We start from the raw sequence: 18051 nt of genomic DNA on the forward strand, positions 1-18051 counted from the left end.
CCGCTGCGGGCCCGCCCGTCAGAGCCCGCGCCTGCCCGCCCGCTCCACCAGGAACCACCCCGCGAGCGCCATCCCGACCGCGACCGGAGCCGTGACCCGTACGGCGATCAGCATCGCCGAGCGGCCTTCGAGCAGATCGCCGAAGCCGACCATCGAAAGCCCCAGGACGCCGAAGAGGCAGAGCGTGATGCCGAGCGCGGCCACCGGTCCCGAACCGCCGGTGCGGGCCGCCACCGGCACGGGCTTCTCGAAGCCGCGGAAGGCGGCGACGAGCAGGGCGGTGAGGACGGCCGCGGCCGCCATCCGCAGCGGCACCTGCGCCCACCAGGCGGCACTCGCGGGTGCGGGCAGCTCGACGCCGAGGCCGATCAGCACCCCGTACACCCCGAGCATGGCCGTCAGATGCCACAGGAACGCGGTCATCGAGACACCGTTCGCGGCCACGACCGTCCGCCAGACCCCGGGCCGCTGCAGCCAGCGGGCCGCGGGCCGCCGCACCAGCTCGACCGCGCCGACCAGCCACAGGCCGTGGCAGAGCAGGGCGAAGGTGGGCGGTGCCATGTTGCTGACCTTCTCGCCGGGCATCCCGACCATGCTCAGCGGATACGGGCCGAAGGCGACGAGCGCGGCCGCCCCGGCCACCCCCGCCACCGCGAGCAGCGAGGGCATCCGGATCCGCCCGTCGGCGCGCAGGAACCCGAGCTGGTGGACGGCGAGCCAGACGAAGGCGAAGTTCAGGAACTCCACATACGGCACCCCGGCGGCGAATCGCAGCAGGTCCACGGCGGCCGCGGCGGCGACGAGTCCGCCGAAGGCGCCCCAGCCGTAGCGCTCGTGCAGCCTGAGCAGCGGCGGGGTGAAGGCGACCATCGCGAGATAGATCCCGATGAACCACAGCGGCTGGGGCACGAGCCGCAGCGTCACATCCGCCAAGTGCGGGCTGCCGCCGATGAGTTGCAGGGCGAGCGCCGCCGCGCCCCAGACCAGGATGAACACCATGGTGGGCCGCAGCAGCCGCTGCAGCCGGGCCCGCAGAAAGGCCGCGTACACCTTGGCGCCACCGGACTTGCGCTCCAGGGACCGGTACGACAGGGCGTGCGAGAACCCGCCGACGAAGAAGAACACGGGCATGATCTGCAGCGCCCAGGTGAGCAGTTGCAGTTCCGGCACCTCGGCGAGCAGATTGCCGAGCTGGATCTGCCCGGCGTCATCCCTGCTCACGGCTGCCATCAGCCAGTGCCCGAGCACAACGGTCCCGAGCGATGCCACCCGGAGCAGGTCCATGTACCGGTCCCTGGTGACCGGCGTGTTCTCCGCGAGTACGCGCACGTCTGAAGCCATGCGGATACGGTCGCGCGGGGTGGGGGTGGCGGGTCAGGGCGCGGATACTCAGTTTCGGACTGAGTACTGATTCAGCCCAACCCAGCCCCGCCGGCGTTCGAGGCGATCTTTCAGCCCCTGCGGCGCTTGAGCAGATCCGAACGAAGTTCGGATGCCGGGGTCCGGGGCAGAGCCCCGGTTTCGGGAAGGGGCGGGTAGGGGAAATCAGCCCGCCGCAGGCGCCACCACAGTCGCCCCGGCAGCCGGACCGGACGTCACGCGAACAGCACGGCACGTGCCGGACGCCACCAGCGCATCCGCCACTTCGGAAGCCGACTCCGCCGACTTCGCCAGAAACGCCGTCGTCGGACCGGAGCCCGAGACCAGCGAGGCAAGCGCACCCGCCTCCGAGCCCACCGCAAGAGTCTGCGCAAGGCCCGGGAAGAGCGAAAGCGCCGCAGGCTGAAGGTCGTTGACCATGGCCTCCGCAAGCGCCGCGGCGTCCCCGTCCCGCAGCGCCGCGAGCAACGCGGCCGAAGCCACAGGCTCGGGCACGTCACTGCCGGCGGTCAGCCGGTCGAACTCCCCGTACACCGCAGGCGTGGAAAGCCCGCCGTCCGCCAGCGCGAACACCCAGGAGAAGGACCCGCCGACCGGCAGCGGCTCAAGGAGCTCACCACGGCCGGTACCGAGCGCCGCACCACCGAGCAGCGAGAACGGCACGTCACTGCCCAACTCCGCGCAGATCTCCAGGAGTTCCGCCTGCGAGGACCCGAGCCCCCACAGCACGTCACACGCGAGCAGCGCCCCCGCGCCATCCGCCGACCCGCCCGCCATGCCACCGGCGACGGGGATGTCCTTGGCGATGTGGATGTGCACGTCGGGCGAGAGCCCGTGCCGCGCGGCCAGCGCGATGGCGGCCCGCGCCGCCAAGTTCGACTCGTCGAGCGGCACTTGGTGCGCATCGGGCCCCGAGCAGGTGATCTTCAGCGAGGCCGCAGGCGTGACCGTGACCTCGTCGTACAGACCCACCGCAAGGAAGACGTTGGCGAGGTCGTGGAAGCCATCGGGGCGCGCGGCGCCCACCGCGAGCTGGACGTTGACCTTCGCCGGCACTCGCACGGTGACACTCACGCGTCGCCCTCCACGCCCTGTTCGCTCTCCACGCCCTGCTTGTTCTCCGCGATCCGGGCGAACTCCTCGACGGTCAACGCCTCCCCGCGCGCCTGCGGCGAGACCCCCGCCGCCACGAGCGCCGCCTCGGCGGCCGCCGCGGACCCCGCCCACCCCGCGAGCGCGGCGCGCAGTGTCTTGCGGCGCTGGGCGAACGCGGCGTCGACGACCTTGAAGACCTCTTCGCGCGTGGCCGTGGTCTTCAGCGGCTCCTTGCGCCGCACCAGCGACACCAGACCGCTGTCGACGTTCGGCGCCGGCCAGAAGACGTTCCGCCCGATCGAGCCCGCCCGCTTGACCTCCGCGTACCAGTTGGCCTTGACCGACGGCACGCCGTACACCTTGCTGCCGGGCGCGGCGGCGAGCCGGTCGGCGACCTCGGCCTGGACCATGACGAGGCTGCGCTCGATGGTCGGGAACGTCGCGAGCATGTGCAGGAGCACGGGGACGGCGACGTTGTACGGAAGGTTCGCGACCAGCGCGGTCGGGGCGGGGCCCGGGAGCTCCTGGACCACCATCGCGTCCGAGTGCACGAGCGCGAAGCGGTCCTTGCGCTCGGGCATCCGGGCCTCGATGGTCGCGGGCAGGGCCGCGGCGAGGGTGTCGTCGATCTCGACGGCGGTGACGTGGTCGGCCGCTTCGAGCAGCGCGAGCGTCAGCGAGCCGAGGCCGGGGCCGACCTCGACGACCACGTCGTCGGGGCGCACCTCGGCGGTGCGGACGATGCGGCGGACGGTGTTGGCGTCGATGACGAAGTTCTGCCCACGCTGCTTGGTGGGGCGCACGCCAAGCGCCGCGGCCAGCTCGCGGATGTCGGCAGGCCCGAGGAGGGCGCCCGTCTCGTCGGACTCAGTGGTGCTCACGGGTCAAGGTTACGGGGCGGTGGGCGCTCGGCTGCTCCGTGCCCGGGAGTGCGGTCTCGTGGTCGGGTGCGGGCCGGGTGCGCCTGCGGCGGGCTCTTCTCCCCGACCCGCCCCTTCCCGAAACCGGGGCTGCGCCCCGGACCCCGTGCATCCGAACTTCGTTCGGATCTGCTCAAGCGCCGCAGGGGCTGAAAGATGGGGCTGAAAGGGGCTAGTGGTGCAGCCGCCCCCCACAATGCGGCCAAGGGCTGGCCCCCCGCTGCACGTACAGCTTCTTCGCGCGGTACGTCTGCTCCGAGGCCGGGGCGTCCTGGGGGCGCCCGCTGCCGCCGAGGCCCTGCCAGGTGCGGGTGTCGAACTGGTAGAGCCCGCCGTATGTGCCGGACGGGTCCGTGATGTGCGGGCGGCCGCCCGACTCGCAGGCCGCGAGGCCCGCCCAGTTGAGGCCGTCGGCGCCGCTCACCGAGGCCGGCAGCTGCTTGGTGCCGACCTTGACGATCTGCGTCTGCGGCTCGCGTACCACCTCGGCCTTGAGCCGCTTGGGCTTCTGCTTCACGCCGTTCACGGTGCGCAGGGCGTACGTGACCCGCCGGGCGCCCTGGCGGCCGGGCTGCACCACGACCTCCGTACCGGAGAACAGCGAGGCGTCCTCGGTGCGCTGCACGTCGAAGGCGATCGGCTCCTCGCGCACCTCCTTGCTGCCGGTGACCCGCATGACCGTCACGGTCTGCCCGTCGCGCGGGAAGCTGGCCGGCGGCACGGACGTGGTGTCCTGCCCGCGCAGCGAGATCCCGGCCTGCTCCACGGCCTCGCGTACGGTCGCCGCGTTCGTACGGATGGTGCGCTCGCGCCCGTCGGCCATGATCGTGACGGTGCGCTCGGTACGGATGTCCAGGTGCAGCCCCTCGCGGGCGATCCGCTTCGAGCGCGAGGCCGACAGATACGCGCCCTCCGCGCGCACCCCGAGCTGGCGCAGCGCGCCGTCCACGGTGGGCGCGGTCGTCCAGACCTTGCGGCGCTGGCCGTCGAGGGTGAGGTGCACGGGCCGCCCGTAGCGCACCACGACCTCGTCGCCGCTGGCCAGTTGCGTGCCGGGCGCGGGCGCGACGACATCGTGCGCGCCGACCTCGAGGCCTTCGTCGGCGACGAGTTCGGAGACGTCGTCGGCGAAGGTGTGCAGCAGGCGCTCCTTGCCGTCGACGGAGAGCTTCACCGCCTTGTCCTCGGCGACGAACGCGGAGGTGCCGCCCGCGAGGAAGGCCACGACCAGGGCCTGCGGCACGAGCCGGCGCAGCGTCTCGGGCCGCTCGGAGGTCTTCCTGCGGCGCGCCGCCCTGCGGGCCTCGGCCCGTCCGCCGGAGTGGGGCCCGGCGGGCACGGGCGGCGCGGAGGGCGTCAAAGGCGCGGAAGGCATGGGAGGCATGGGAGGCACTGAAGGCGCGGCGAACGCGGTCTGCTCCCCGCCGGCCGCCGGCTCGCGCGGCGGCACCTCCTGCGCGGGCGGCGGCACCTTGGGCCGCCCCTTCTCCTGCCTCAGCGCGGCCCGGGCCTCATAGGCGGGCCGATAGGTGTCGTAACGGGGCTGCGCATCCCCGTACGGCTGTGACTGCGTGCCCTCGTACCGCTGCGGCTGCGCATCCCCGTACCGCTGTGGCTGCGCTTCCCCGTACCGCTGTGGCTGCGCTTCCCCGTACTGGCGCGGCTGCGCATCCCGGTACTGCCGCTCGCTCACCCCATAGGGGTCGTACGAAGTCCCATGGCTCACGATGTCGCTCCAGGCTCCAAGGGTCCGGATCAAGCAGGTTCCGGATCAGGCGCAGCGAACCTAGCGGAGCGACCGTCACTCTCCCAAGCAGCGCGACTACGCAGTGTCGCGGCGTTGCCCAGCGGTGAGGGAGCCGGAGCGTTATCCGTCAGTAATCAAAAGCGCGGGCCGTGTTCGCCGCGACGGCCTCTGCCAGCACGTCCTCGTGCACCTTGGCCACCAGCGCCATGGCCCGCAATGTGACCGGAATGAGATACGGCGCGTTAGGCCGTCCGCGGTAGGGCGCGGGGGTCAGGAAGGGCGCGTCCGTCTCCACGAGGACGAGCTCCAGCGGCGCGGCCACCAGGGCGTCGCGCAGATGCTGGGCGTTCTTGAAGGTGACGTTGCCCGCGAACGACATGAAGTAGCCGTTCTGCGCGCAGACTTGGGCCATCGCCGCGTCACCGGAGTAGCAGTGGAAGACGGTCCGTTCGGGAGCGCCTTCCTCCTTGAGGATCCGCAGCACATCGGCGTGCGCCTCGCGATCGTGGATCACCAGCGCCTTGCCGTGCCGCTTCGCGATCTCGATATGCGCACGGAAGGACTTCTCCTGCGCGGCCTTGCCCTCCGGTCCCGTACGGAAGTAGTCGAGCCCGGTCTCGCCGACGCCCTTGACCTGCGGCAGCGCGGCGAGCCGGTCGATCTCGGCGAGCGCCTCGTCGAGCCCCGCGTCACCGAGCGGCTGCCGGGCGCCCTGGCGCGACCAGCCGTCGGGGTCGCCGTGCACGATCCGCGGGGCCTCGTTGGGGTGCAGCGCGACGGTGGCGTGCACACTCTCGTGCGCCGCCGCGGTGTCGGCCGCCCACTGTGAACCCTTGAGGTCGCAGCCGACCTGCACCACGGTCGTCACCCCCACGGAGGCGGCCTTCGCGAGCCCCGCCTCGACGGTGCCGTCCTGCATGTCGAGGTGCGTATGCGAGTCGGCGACCGGGATGCGCAGGGGCTCGGGAAGGGGCGGGGGTGCGTCCTTGGGGCTCATGCCTCGATCCTACGAAGCGCGCGCACGGCTCCGAGAACGCACCGGTGCCCGCCCTCGCCCGCTAGTGCCTGCCCTTGAAGGGATGCAGGAGGTCGGACAGGTGCCAGTGGTGCTCCGGCACCGGCCCGGCGGCCGCCACATCAGCGCCCTCTGCCGGCTTCTTGGCGCCCTTGCGGTCCTTGTGGGACAGCAGATCGAGGATGGAGGAGACCTGTCCGGCCTGCATGATGCGGACGACATGGCCGCCGCAGTTGAGGCACGTGGGCCGGGAGAGCGGTGAGGGAACCCGCTGGCCGCCCGCCTTGTAGAGCACGAATTCATTGCCCTGGCCGTCGACGAAATGCTCGATGTCGTAACTCTGCTCCCAGCCGTGCCCGCACCGCATACAGGCGAAGGCGTACGACTCGTGAACCGTGGCTATCGGATGGGTCGGCAGACTGGTCGGGTCGACAGGGCCCGCCGCCGGTGTGGTCGTGCGGACTGCTGCGGCGTCGACGTCGGCGGCGCGGCCGGTGATCTCACTCATGCCAGCTCCTCTTGTCCCTCGGACAAGTACGTCCGGGGTCATCCACGTGCGAAGGAACCATTCGGGTTCCTGCATCCAGTGGACGCCTCGTACGGCCGGAACGCATCAGACCTGTCGACTATTGGAGCGTTTTTGGGTGCCTCATGTGGAAAGAGCCCGATGCCCGGCTTAGCCTTTGCTTTTCAGATTAGTCCTTTGCCGTCCTTTGGCGACCGTCCCGCCGCATTCTTTGCCGCCACGACGGCATCGAATACCTCGCGCTTGGGCAGCCCCGCCTCGGCCGCGACCGCCGCAATGGCCTCCTTGCGCCGCTCCCCCGCCTCCTCGCGTACCTGCACCCGGCGCACCAGCTCGTCCGCGTCCAGCTCGGCGACGGTCTCGGGGGCGCCCTCGACGACGACCGTGATCTCTCCGCGTACGCCCTCCGCGGCCCAGGCGGCGAGGTCGCCGAGACCGCCGCGCTTGACCTCCTCGTACGTCTTGGTCAGCTCGCGGCAGACGGCCGCGCGGCGCTCGGGGCCGAAGGCCTCGGCCATGGCGGCGAGGGTGTCGTCGAGACGGTGCGGGGCCTCGAAGTAGACCAACGTACGCCGCTCGCCGGCCACTTCGCGCAGCCGCGACATCCGCTCGCCGGCCTTGCGCGGCAGGAAGCCCTCGAAGCAGAAGCGGTCGACGGGAAGCCCGGACAGGGCGAGCGCGGTGAGCACGGCGGACGGGCCGGGGACGGCCGTGACCTTGATGTCCTTCTCGACGGCGGCCGCGACCAGGCGGTAGCCGGGGTCGGACACGGAGGGCATGCCCGCGTCGGTCACGAGGAGCACCCGGGCGCCGCCGGCCAGCGCCTCGACGAGTTCGGGCGTACGGGCGGCCTCATTGCCCTCGAAGTACGACACGACCCGCCCGGTCGTCTGCACCCCGAGCGCCTGGGTGAGCCGGCGAAGACGGCGGGTGTCCTCGGCGGCGACGATGTCGGCGCCCTCCAGCTCGGCGGCGAGTCGGGGCGGTGCGTCGGCGGTGTCGCCGATGGGCGTGCCGGCCAGGACGAGGGTTCCTTGCGTTCCTGTCACGTGTCACAGTCTCGCAGGCCCGCACTGCGGGGCGGCCGCCGGACGGCTGCGGACCGGCTCGCCGGACGGCTGCGGACCGGCTGTCGATCGGCCGTTGTCAGTGCGGGCCGATAGCCTCGAATGGGGCTGGTCCCCCGGGCGGGCGGGTTCTGTCCGGCCACCTGGACCGGCACCGTCCGCTTCCCCGGCGGGCCGCACCTGGGATCCCCACAGCCGGGTTCCCTACGATGGCGCGGTGACCAGTGCCCCGTCCCCCCAGCCCACGAGGGACTCCGCCGACCGGCCCGCCCCCGATCCGCAGCAGTCGCCTGCGCAGAGCTGGAGCGCGCGGCTGCGCAGATTCGGGTACGCCGCGCAGCCGGTGCAGGACGTGGCGCAGCGCCTGGACCCTCCGTATGCCGAACCGGGCCCGCGCCTGTGGTCGGTGCTCAAGGTGGCCCCCGAATCCCGTCCCGGGCTCACCCGGGCACTCGGCTGGGGCGGTCCGCTGCTCGTCACGCTGTTCGCGGGTCTGCTCCGCTTCTGGAACCTGGGCAAGCCCAATGCGGTGATATTCGACGAGACGTATTACGCGAAGGACGCCTGGGCCCTGCTGAAGCGGGGGTACGAGGTCAACTGGCCGAAGGACTACAACGACACCGTCATCGAACTCGGCTCGAAGGTGCCGGTCGGTCACGACCCGTCGTACGTCGTGCACCCGCCGATGGGCAAGTGGGTCATCGCGGCCGGTGAGTGGATCTTCGGTCTGACGCCCTTCGGCTGGCGCTTCATGGTGGCGCTGCTCGGCACGCTCTCGGTCCTGATGGTGTGCCGGATCGGGCGCCGGATGTTCCGCTCGACGTTCCTGGGCTGCCTCGCCGGTCTGCTGCTCGCGGTGGACGGTCTGCACCTGGTGATGAGCCGGACCGCGCTGCTCGATCTGCCGCTGATGTTCTTCGTGCTCGCGGCCTTCGGCGCGCTGGTGATCGACCGCGACAAGGCCCGGGCCAGGCTCGCGGCGGCGCTGCCGGTGGACGAGGACGGGGTCGTACGGCCCGATGCGAAAATCGCGGAGACGCTCCGTCTGGGCTGGCGGCCCTGGCGGATCGCGGCCGGTGTCTTCCTCGGCCTGGCGTTCGCGACCAAGTGGAACGGCGGTGTGTTCCTCGCCGCGTTCGGCCTGATGACGGTCCTGTGGGACGTGGGCGGGCGGCGCACCGCGGGTGCCCGGCGGCCATATGTCGCGGTCCTCAAGCGGGATGTGCTCCCGGCGTTCGTGTCGACCGTGCCGGTGTTCGTCGCCACGTACCTCGCGACCTGGACCGGCTGGCTGCTCCACACCGAAAAGGGCGACCGCGGGTATCTGCGGGAGTGGGGTGCGGAGCATCCCTCCAGCGGGTTCGGCGGTCTGTTCCCGGACTGGTGGCGCAGCCTGTGGCACTACTCGCACCAGGTGTGGAACTTCCATGTCGACCTGGTCTCGCCCCACGACTACGAGTCCAACCCATGGAGCTGGCTGGTCCTCGGCCGCCCGGTCTCGTACTACTACGAGTCCCCCGCGCCCGGTACCGCCAACTGCCCCACGGGCGTCCGCGAGAAATGCGCGAGCGAGGTCCTCGCGCTCGGCACCCCGCTCCTGTGGTGGGCGGCGTGCTTCGCGGTCCTGTACGTCCTGTGGCGCTGGTTCTTCCGCCGCGACTGGCGTGCGGGCGCGATCGCCTGCGCGTTCCTCGCAGGCTGGCTGCCGTGGCTGAAGTACCAGGAGCGGACGATCTTCCTCTTCTACGCGGTCGTCTTCGTGCCCTATCTGTGCATGGCACTGTCGATGATGATCGGCTCGATCATCGGGCCACCGGGGTCGAACGAGCGGCGCAGGGTCGTGGGCGTGGTGGGCGCGGGTGTGCTCGTCCTGCTGATCGTCTGGAACTTCATTTATTTCTGGCCCATCTACACCGGCCATTCCATTCCGGTGGATTCCTGGCGGGCCCGGATGTGGTTCGACACCTGGGTGTAGCCGCATCGAGATCCCTCCCACCGCAGAAAGCGCTTAAGCTGCACTCCATAACTTCCTGAACATGTTCAACATCTCGTACGGGGAATGTGTTCAGGACTCCTGGGGAGGGGAGCGCAGCCATGCGCAATGGAGTCAAGACTGCCTTGGTGGGCGGGGTTTTCACCGTGATGGTGGGAGTTGCCGGGTATGGGGCGGTGAATTTGTACAACGGGGTGACGGGGGGCAATACCGCGAGCGCCGACGCGAAGCCGTCCTCCGGGCCGGTGACGGACGAGGAAGTCGCGGACACCGTCGGGAAGTTCTTCAAGGCGTGGTCGGCGGGCAAGGCCGACGCCGCCGCGAATCTCACCAATGACAACGCGGCCGCGGCCAAGGTGCTCGCCTCGTTCGCCGGGGCCGACATCACCAAGGTCAGGATCGAGCAGGGCAAGGCCGCCGGCGCCACGGTGCCGTTCGCGGTCTCGGCCACGGTGACGTACGAGGGCAAGTCCAAGCCCCTTGCGTACAAGAGCGAGTTGAAGGTAGTGCGCGGGGAGACGACCGGGGCGGCTCTGGTCGACTGGGAGCCGACAGTGGTCCATCCCGAGCTGAAGGAGGGCGACACGTTCGCGGTGGGTCAGGCGGACGATCCGCAGATCCGGATCGTCGACCGCCGCGGCAAGGTGCTCACGGCGGAGAAGTACCCGTCGCTCGCGCCCGTCTTCGACCACCTGATGACCACGTACGGGGACAAGGCGGGCGGCAAGCCGGGCCTGGAGCTGTGGATCGAGCGCGCGGACCAGACCGCGTACAACACGACGCTGGTGACCCTGGCGAAGGGTGAGCCGGGCAAGCTGCGGACCACGCTCAGCGCGACGGCACAGGCCGCGGCGGAGAAGGCCGTACAGAGCAAGGCCAAGTCGTCGGTGGTGGCGATCCAGCCGAGCACCGGCGAGGTGCTCGCGATGGCCAACCAGGAGCCCGGTGACAACGTGGCGTTCATGGGGAGGCTGGCTCCCGGCTCGACGATGAAGATCGTGACGGCGGCGACCCTCATCGACAACGGTGTGGCCGGTCCCGGCACCAGCATTCCCTGCCCGCACACCATCGTCTACCGCAGCCAGACCTTCGGCAATCTGCCCGGCCTGAAGGCGAACGAGAACGCCACGCTCGCCGAGAACTTCTCGCGCTCCTGCAACACGGGCTTCATCAAGGGCATCGCTCACGACGACCTCAACGACAACTCGCTCACCCAGGAAGCCGCCAAGTTCGGCATCGGCGCCGAGTGGCACACCGGCATTCCCTCGTACGACGGTTCGGTGCCGCCGGCCGACACCTCCGACCGGGGAGCGAACGCCATCGGCCAGGGAGTGGTCCAGATGAGCCCGCTGAACATGGCGTCCATCGTGGCCACCGTGAAGGGCGGCGGCGCGTTCCGTCAGCCGGTGATCGTCGACTCCTCGTACGGGGTGCAGCGGGCCACGGCGAGCGGCATCACGCCGGGCACCGCGAGCCAGCTGGCGCAGATGATGCGCACCACCGCCAGGTACGGCTCGGGCAAGCCCGCCGTGGGCCACCTCGGCGGTGACGTCGGCGCCAAGACCGGCTCGGCGGAGGTGGCCGGCCAGTCCAAGCCCAACAGCTGGTTCGCCGGCTTCCGCGGGGACATCGCCGTGGCGGCCGTCGTCATCGAGGGCGGACGCGGCGGAGAGTCGGCCGGGCCGATCGTGGCCCGGGTTCTGGGCGCCGGCTACTGACCGGCCCGGCGGCCGGAGCCCCGCACACCCGGGCTCCGGCCGTCAACCCGGGCAACCGCAGTCACAGATGACCTATAGGGTGCCCGGACAGTCAGGCGGCACCCGCGGGGCAAGGCGGAGGAACTGGTGGGCAAGCGAGGGCGCGCGAGCAGCAATGCGATGCGCAAGGAGACCAAGGTCGCGCTGATCGCGGTCACGGCCGGCGCGGTGGTCGCGGGCGTGGGCATCACCGCCTACGCCCTCGTCGGCGGCGGCTCCGACAGCGCCGGCGAGGAGCCGCTCTCGCCCAAGGAGCTGCAGGCCAAGCCGCTGACGAAGGCCGAGGTCGAGCGGACCACCGAGAAGTTCCTCGCCGCGTGGGCGAAGGGCGACGCGGCGGGCGCGGCCGCGCTCACCGACGACGCGGCGGCGGCGAAGGCCGCGCTCGTGTCGTACCAGAAGGACGCCCATCTGACCGGGGTGACGTTCACGCCGGGCAAGAAGACGGGCGCCAAGGTGCCGTTCAAGGTGGCGGCGACGGTCTCGTACGAGGGAAAGTCCAAGCCCTATACGTATGACTCCGAGCTGACCGTGGTGCGCGCGCTCGGGGGCAAGCCGGTCGTCGACTGGCAGCCGTCCGTGGTGCATCCGGGGCTCAAGCCGGGCGACGTGCTGCGCGCGGGCGAGGCGGGGACGCCGCCGATCAAGGCGGTGGACCGCAACGGCGGGGAGATCACCGCCGAGAAGTACCCCTCGCTCGGCAATGTGCTCGACGGGCTGCGCGAGAAGTTCGGCAAGAAGGCGGGCGGCAGCGCGGGGATCGAGCTGCAGATCGTGCGGGCCGATCCGGCGAAGGACAAGGCCAAGGGCAAGAGCGATACGGCCAAGAGCAAGGACGACGGCAAGGCGCTGCCCGACAAGACGCTGCTCACCCTCTCGCAGGGCACACCGGGCACGGTGAAGACCACGATCAGCCCGACCGCGCAGGCCGCCGCCGAGCGTGAGGTCGCCTCCCGCAGCCGGGCCGCGATCGTGGTGCTCAAGCCGAGCACGGGCGAGATCCTGGCGGCCGCGAACTCCAACCCGTCGGGCATGAACGTCGCACTGCAGGGTTCGCTCGCACCCGGCTCCACGATGAAGATCGTGACGGCCTCGATGCTGCTCGAGAAGGGGCTCGCGGGGATCGACAAGCCGCATCCGTGCCCCAAGTACTTCACGTCCGGCGGCTGGAAGTTCCAGAACGTCGAGGAGTTCGAGATCAAGGGCGGCACCTTCCGCTCCAGCTTCGCGGCCTCCTGCAACACGGCCTTCATCTCGCAGGCCGACAAGCTCGGCGACGGCGATCTGACCAAGCAGGCGCAGGAGGTCTTCGGGCTCGGGCGCGGCAACTGGCAGATCGGCGTGCCGAGTTTCGACGGTGCGGTGCCGGTGCAGTCGGCCGCGCAGAAGGCGGCCGCGCTGATCGGGCAGGGCGGGGTGCGGATGAACCCGCTGAACGTCGCGTCGATCATCGCCACCGCGAAGACGGGTGTGTTCCGGCAGCCGTATCTGGTCTCGCCCGAGGTCGACGGCCGTCAACTGGCCACGGCTCCGCGCACGCTGGACCCGAAGGCCGCGTCGCAGCTGCGCGAACTGCTCGCGTACACCGCCACGAACGGTTCCGCGGCCGAGGCGATGGCCTCGCTCGGCGGGGACATCGGCGGCAAGACGGGTTCGGCGGAGGTCGACGGCCAGGAGAAGCCGAACGGCTGGTTCACCGCCTGGCGCGGGGATGTGGCGGCGGCCGCGGTGATGCAGGAGGGCGGCCGCGGCGGCAAGTCCTCGGGGCCGCTGGTGGCGGCGGTGCTGCGGCAAGTGGGCTGACCTGAACGGTGGTTGACCCTAGCCTCGGGGCATGACGTCCTTCGAGATCACCCCGATCGGTACGGTCCGCAACGAGCGTACGGACATCCAGAACACCGACAACTGGGGCGCCGTCCGCAGCACGATCACCGTCGACGAGCGCTTCGGCGACGCGTGTCTGCAAGGTCTGGAGGGCTTCTCGCACGTGGAAGTCCTGTTCGTCTTCGACCGGTTCCCCGAGCTCCACGACTACCGCGAGCCCCGGCCGTTCCGCGGCCGCGCCGACCTGCCGCCGCTCGGTGTGTTCGCCGGCCGCGCCCCGCGCAGGCCGAACCGGATCGGCGTGACCTGCTGCGCCGTCGAGTCGGTGCGCGGCCGGGAGGTCACCGTCGTGGGACTGGACGCCGTCACGGGCACCCCGGTCGTCGATCTCAAGCCGGTGATGCGGGAGTTCCTGCCCCAGGGCGTCACGCAGCCGGAGTGGGTCGGCGAGGTGATGGCGGAGTACTTCAAGCCGTGAGCCGGCCAAAGGCCCTGCCCTAAGCAGCCCCCAGCATCAGCCCGATCCCCACCACCATCACGCCCGCCGCGGCGATCCTCGGCAGGCCGAAGCGTTCCTTGAAGAAGACCGCTCCGATCGCCGCGCCCACGATGATCGACGATTCGCGCAGCGCCGCGATGGGCGCGAGGGCCGCGCGGGTCTGCGCCCACAGGACCAGGCCGTACGCGAGGACGGACAGGCCCGCGCCGAGCAGACCGCGGACCGCGTACGGGCGCAGCAGGGACGGGAGTTGGCGGCCGTGACGCAGCAGCGCATACGCCGGGATCGCGAGGCCTTCGAGGATCATCAGCCACGCCACATAGCCGAGCGGGGTACCGGAGGCGCGCACGCCCACGCCGTCGACGACCGTGTACGCCGCGATCGACAGGCCCGTGGCGACCGCGGCGAGCAGCGCGGGCCAGTGCGGCCGGCTGCCGCGGATGCCCCACAGGGCGAGGCCCACCAGGCCCGCGCAGGCCACCGCGACGCCCGCGAGCTGCAGGCCGCCGATCCTCTCGTCGAGGAAGAGCGCCGCCGCGACCGTCACGACGAGAGGTGCGCTGCCGCGCGCGATCGGATACATCTGCCCGAAGTCGCCGAGCGTGAACGATCGCATGAGCAGGGCCTGGTAGGCGACATGAAGCAGCGCCGAGGTGATCAGCGCCCACCAGGCGCCGGCGGCCGGCAGCGGTGCGAAGCACGCGAGCACGGTGCCGATCAGCGCGCCACCGCCCGAAAGGAGCGTGAACGCGAGGAGTTGGTCCTTGATGTGGTGCGCTATCGCGTTCCAGGACGCGTGTGTGACGGCCGCCAGGACGACGGCCGCCGCGACCACCGGCGTCACGGGGCGGGGGTTTCGCGCACGTCCACCAGCGTGCCGCCGGCATGCGAGATCAGGGACTTGGGGTCCATCGGGAACACGGTGTGCGGGGTGCCCGCCGCCGCCCAGACCACCGCGTGGTCGAGCAGTCCGCGGTCGGCGAGTACCCGGGTCTTCGTGCGGTGGCCGAAGGGCGGCACACCGCCGATCGCGTACCCGGTGGTCTCGCGCACCACGTCCGCGTTCGCGCGCGTGACCTTCTCCGCGCCCAGCTCCCGTCGTACGAGCTCCATGTCGACCCGCGAGGCCCCGTCCATCAGGATCAGGACCGGCACACCGTCCGCGGCGAAGATCAGGGACTTCACGATCTCGCCGAGCTCGCAGCCGATGGCCTCGGCGGCCTGTGCGGCGGTGCGGGTGGCGTCCGGGAAACTCCGCACCCGGTCGATGACTTCGGTCAGGCCCAGGTCGGTGAGGGCCTCGGCGAAACGGGGATGCGCGGCGGGCTGCGATGCACTCATGGCCGCACGCTAGCGGTCGGTGTACCGGCCACGCGAGTCGTTAACCGATCGCCGTACGGACCACGTGGAGCCGTCAGCCGGCCGCCGCACGCACCGCCCGCACCAGCGCCTGGGCACGCGGATCCGCCGTGACACCCTTCTGCAGCCCGTTCGTCGTGTAGCCGAAAGCGATCCCCGAGTCGGGGTCCGCGAAGCCGAGCGGGCCGCCGCGGCCGGGGTGGCCGAAGGACGAGGGGCCGAGCAGGGGGGACGCCGGGCCGTGCAGCATGTACCCGGGTCCGAAGCGGGTGTTGACGACCAGGGTGCGGTCGGGGCCCGCCGACTCCTCGGTGCGGGCGAGCGCCACCGTCGCCGGGGCGAACAGGCGCGCGTGTCCGTCGACCGGGCCGATCAGCGAGGCGTAGAACGCGGCCAGCGCGCGGGCGTTGGCCATCCCGTTCGTCGCCGGGAGCTCGGCCGCGCGGTATGCCGGGGTGTTCTCGTCGGTGTCCGCGAGGGAGGCGAAGGCGCGGCGGGTGAGCGAGTCGGGGTTCGCGTACGCGTCGGCGACGGCCTGCTTGGGGCGCAGCCGCAGGCCGTTGCCGACGGCCGGCGGTTCGACGCGCGTGACGGTGCCCGCGCGGTGCTGCTCGGCGTCGGGCAGACCGATCCACAGGTCGATGCCGCGCGGCCGCGTGATCTGCTCGGCCAGCCACTGGCCGAGGGTGCGTCCGGTGACCCGCCGTACGAGTTCGCCGACGAGCCAGCCGTACGTGTGCGGGTGGTAGCCGTGGTCCGTGCCGGGCTCCCAGACCGGCGCCTGCGCGGCGACGGCGCGCGGGCCCGCAGCCGGGTCCTCGAACGGTACGGGCACGTCGAGGACCGGCACGCCCGCGCGGTGCGCGAGGAGGTGCCGTACGCGGGTGTGCTCCTTGCCGGCGGCCTTGTACTCGGGCCAGTACGTGCCCACGGGTGCGTCCAGGTCGAGCTGCCCGCGCTGGTGCAGCAGCAGCGGGACGGCCGCGGCCACGCCCTTGGTCGCCGAGCGGATCAGGTGCACGTCGTCGCGCCCCCACGGCTCGCTGCCGTCGGCGTCGCGGCTGCCGCCCCACAGGTCGACCACGGGCCGCCCGTCCCGGTACACGGCGACGGAGGCCCCGCGCTCACCGCGCTCGGCGAAGTTGCGTACGAAGGCGTCGCGTACGCCCTCCCAGCCCGGTTCGACCGTGCCCTGGACCTCGACCGTGTCCACTGCCACTCCTTCGGTACCGGCCGGTCTCTCCTGGCCGGTCACCATGGTGCAACGTGCAGGGATCCCGCACGATTCCGGGGGCCCGGCTCGCGGCGGGTGGTCACGCCCCGGCCCGCGCGGCCCTCGGGTCGAAGCCGAAGGGCAGCTCCAGACGGTTCGCGCGCATCAGCTCGTCGTCGGCGAGGAGGTCCCCGGTGGGGCCGTCCGCCGCGATGACGCCCTCACTGAGGATGAGGGAGCGCGGGCAGAGTTCGAGTGCGTACGGCAGGTCGTGGGTGACCATGAGCACGGTGACGTCCAACGAGCGCAGGATGTCGGCCAGTTCGCGGCGCGAGGCCGGGTCCAGGTTGGAGGAGGGCTCGTCGAGGACCAGGATCTCGGGCTCCATCGCGAGCACGGTCGCGACGGCGACCCGGCGGCGCTGGCCGAAGGAGAGGTGGTGCGGCGGGCGGTCGGCGTAGCCCTCCATCCCCACCAGGGACAGGGCCTTGTGGACGCATGCCTCGAGCTCGGCGCCGCGCAGCCCCGCCGCGGCCGGACCGAACGCCACGTCCTCGCGGACCGTGGGCATGAACAGCTGGTCGTCCGGGTCCTGGAAGACGATCCCGACCCGCCGCCGCACCTCGGCGAAGTTCGCCTTCACCACCGGCGTCCCGGCCACGTGGACCGTGCCCGCTCCCCCGCCGAGGATCCCGTTGAGGTGCAGGACGAGGGTGGTCTTGCCCGCGCCGTTCGGCCCGAGCAGCGCGACGCGCTCGCCGCGCCCGACACGGAAGTCGACCCCGAACAGGGCCTGGTGACCGTCGGGGTAGGCGTAGGCGAGCCCCCGTACGTCGAGCGAGGGCGTCGCGTCGGGAGCGGGAGTCCTGTCGGGAGAAGGCGTCGCGGAAGCAGTCACAGGATCCATCCCAGCAGACAGACGAGCAGAGCACATGCGGGCAGCGTGAGGGCGTACGACCACTGGGCGCGCGAGGCGGTCACCTCGTCGATCACGGGCATGGAGCCCGCGTATCCCCGGCTGACCATGGCGAGATGGACGCGCTCGCCTCTCTCGTACGAGCGGATGAAGAGCGCACCCGCGGTCTTGGCGAGCACGCCCCAGTGGCGCACGCCGCGCGCCTCGAAGCCGCGGGATTCGCGGGCGATCCGCATCCGGCGCAGCTCGTCGGTGATGACATCCCCGTACCGGATCATGAAAGACATGATCTGCACGAGCAGCGGCGGGAGCTTGAGCCGCTGCAGGCCGAGCAGGAGTTCGCGCAGTTCGGTGGTGGACGCGAGGAGTACGGAGGCGGCGACGCCGAGGGTGCCCTTAGCGAGGACGTTCCAGGCGCCCCACAGGCCGCTGACGCTGAGCGAGAGCCCGGCGACCTCGACGCGCTCGCCCTGCGCGACGAACGGCAGGAGCACGGCGAAGGCCACGAAGGGCACCTCGATGAGCAGCCGCTTCAGGAGGAAGCCGGCCGGGATACGGGCCACGTACGCGACCGCGCCGATGAGCACCGCGTAGAGCCCGAAGGCCCAGACCGCCTCGCGCGGGGTCGAGACGACCACCACGACGAAGCAGAAGACGGCGGCGAGCTTGCAGTGCGGCGGCAGCGCGTGCACCGGCGAGTGCCCGTGCCGGTACAGCTTGTGGGCGTGGCCCGCACCCAT

Annotated in this window: 16 protein-coding genes; 4 read left to right on the forward strand and 12 right to left on the reverse strand. The window is 71.4% G+C overall.

What is annotated here, in order from left to right; translation table 11 throughout:
- Positions 1-18 precede the first annotated feature (18 nt).
- The 7 genes from H9Y04_RS30185 to rsmI form a co-directional block, all read right to left on the reverse strand.
- Positions 19-1341, reverse strand: coding sequence for an acyltransferase family protein (locus tag H9Y04_RS30185; RefSeq protein WP_187817261.1), 1323 nt, complete (start codon positions 1339-1341; stop codon positions 19-21).
- A 204-nt stretch (positions 1342-1545) separates the two neighbouring features.
- Positions 1546-2454, reverse strand: a complete 909-nt coding sequence (locus H9Y04_RS30190) for a 4-(cytidine 5'-diphospho)-2-C-methyl-D-erythritol kinase (RefSeq protein WP_187817262.1) — start codon at positions 2452-2454, stop codon at positions 1546-1548.
- Positions 2451-3356, reverse strand: coding sequence for a 16S rRNA (adenine(1518)-N(6)/adenine(1519)-N(6))-dimethyltransferase RsmA (rsmA, locus tag H9Y04_RS30195; protein ID WP_187817263.1), 906 nt, complete (start codon positions 3354-3356; stop codon positions 2451-2453). Before rsmA ends, H9Y04_RS30190 begins: the two co-directional genes overlap by 4 nt.
- A gap of 211 nt (positions 3357-3567) precedes the next feature.
- Complete coding sequence (locus H9Y04_RS30200) at positions 3568-5121, reverse strand: resuscitation-promoting factor (protein WP_438818166.1); 1554 nt, start codon at positions 5119-5121, stop codon at positions 3568-3570.
- Between the two features lie 148 nt (positions 5122-5269).
- Positions 5270-6139: a TatD family hydrolase gene (locus H9Y04_RS30205; protein ID WP_187817264.1), complete on the reverse strand. Its 870-nt coding sequence runs from the start codon at positions 6137-6139 to the stop codon at positions 5270-5272.
- Positions 6140-6200: 61 nt separating this feature from the next.
- On the reverse strand, positions 6201-6524 hold the full coding sequence (locus H9Y04_RS30210) for a hypothetical protein (RefSeq protein WP_187817351.1): 324 nt from the start codon (positions 6522-6524) through the stop codon (positions 6201-6203).
- 323 nt (positions 6525-6847) lie between these two features.
- On the reverse strand, positions 6848-7732 hold the full coding sequence (gene rsmI / locus H9Y04_RS30215; protein WP_187817265.1) for a 16S rRNA (cytidine(1402)-2'-O)-methyltransferase: 885 nt from the start codon (positions 7730-7732) through the stop codon (positions 6848-6850).
- A gap of 235 nt (positions 7733-7967) precedes the next feature.
- Between rsmI and H9Y04_RS30220 the strand changes: the two genes are divergently transcribed.
- From H9Y04_RS30220 to H9Y04_RS30235, 4 genes are all read left to right on the forward strand, one after another.
- Positions 7968-9725 (forward strand): dolichyl-phosphate-mannose--protein mannosyltransferase, encoded by a 1758-nt coding sequence (locus H9Y04_RS30220; protein ID WP_438818167.1) that lies wholly within the window; start codon positions 7968-7970, stop codon positions 9723-9725.
- A 212-nt stretch (positions 9726-9937) separates the two neighbouring features.
- Positions 9938-11461 (forward strand): penicillin-binding transpeptidase domain-containing protein, encoded by a 1524-nt coding sequence (locus H9Y04_RS30225; RefSeq protein ID WP_308801200.1) that lies wholly within the window; start codon positions 9938-9940, stop codon positions 11459-11461.
- Between the two features lie 159 nt (positions 11462-11620).
- The gene (locus H9Y04_RS30230) at positions 11621-13303 is read left to right on the forward strand and encodes a penicillin-binding transpeptidase domain-containing protein (RefSeq protein ID WP_187817352.1); all 1683 of its coding nucleotides are present in this window, start codon (positions 11621-11623) and stop codon (positions 13301-13303) included.
- 31 nt (positions 13304-13334) lie between these two features.
- The gene (locus tag H9Y04_RS30235; RefSeq protein ID WP_187817268.1) at positions 13335-13802 is read left to right on the forward strand and encodes an SAM-dependent methyltransferase; all 468 of its coding nucleotides are present in this window, start codon (positions 13335-13337) and stop codon (positions 13800-13802) included.
- 19 nt (positions 13803-13821) lie between these two features.
- On the opposite strand, the gene H9Y04_RS30240 is transcribed toward H9Y04_RS30235, so the two are convergent.
- From H9Y04_RS30240 to cbiQ, 5 genes are all read right to left on the reverse strand, one after another.
- Positions 13822-14667: an EamA family transporter gene (locus H9Y04_RS30240; protein WP_187817269.1), complete on the reverse strand. Its 846-nt coding sequence runs from the start codon at positions 14665-14667 to the stop codon at positions 13822-13824.
- Complete coding sequence (locus H9Y04_RS30245) at positions 14664-15164, reverse strand: YbaK/EbsC family protein (protein WP_187817270.1); 501 nt, start codon at positions 15162-15164, stop codon at positions 14664-14666. The genes H9Y04_RS30240 and H9Y04_RS30245 overlap by 4 nt, the downstream gene beginning before the upstream one ends.
- Before the next feature lie 73 nt (positions 15165-15237).
- Positions 15238-16440: a serine hydrolase domain-containing protein gene (locus H9Y04_RS30250; RefSeq protein WP_187817271.1), complete on the reverse strand. Its 1203-nt coding sequence runs from the start codon at positions 16438-16440 to the stop codon at positions 15238-15240.
- Between the two features lie 55 nt (positions 16441-16495).
- Positions 16496-17302 carry an energy-coupling factor ABC transporter ATP-binding protein gene (locus tag H9Y04_RS30255; protein WP_187817272.1) on the reverse strand — a complete coding sequence of 269 codons (807 nt, stop codon included), beginning with the start codon at positions 17300-17302 and terminating at the stop codon, positions 16496-16498.
- A complete protein-coding gene (cbiQ, locus tag H9Y04_RS30260) occupies positions 17290-18051 on the reverse strand; it encodes a cobalt ECF transporter T component CbiQ (protein WP_187817273.1) in 762 nt (253 codons plus the stop codon). Before cbiQ ends, H9Y04_RS30255 begins: the two co-directional genes overlap by 13 nt.

The sequence above is a fragment of the Streptomyces polyasparticus genome (assembly GCF_014493765.1).
GTDB lineage: Bacteria > Actinomycetota > Actinomycetes > Streptomycetales > Streptomycetaceae > Streptomyces > Streptomyces polyasparticus.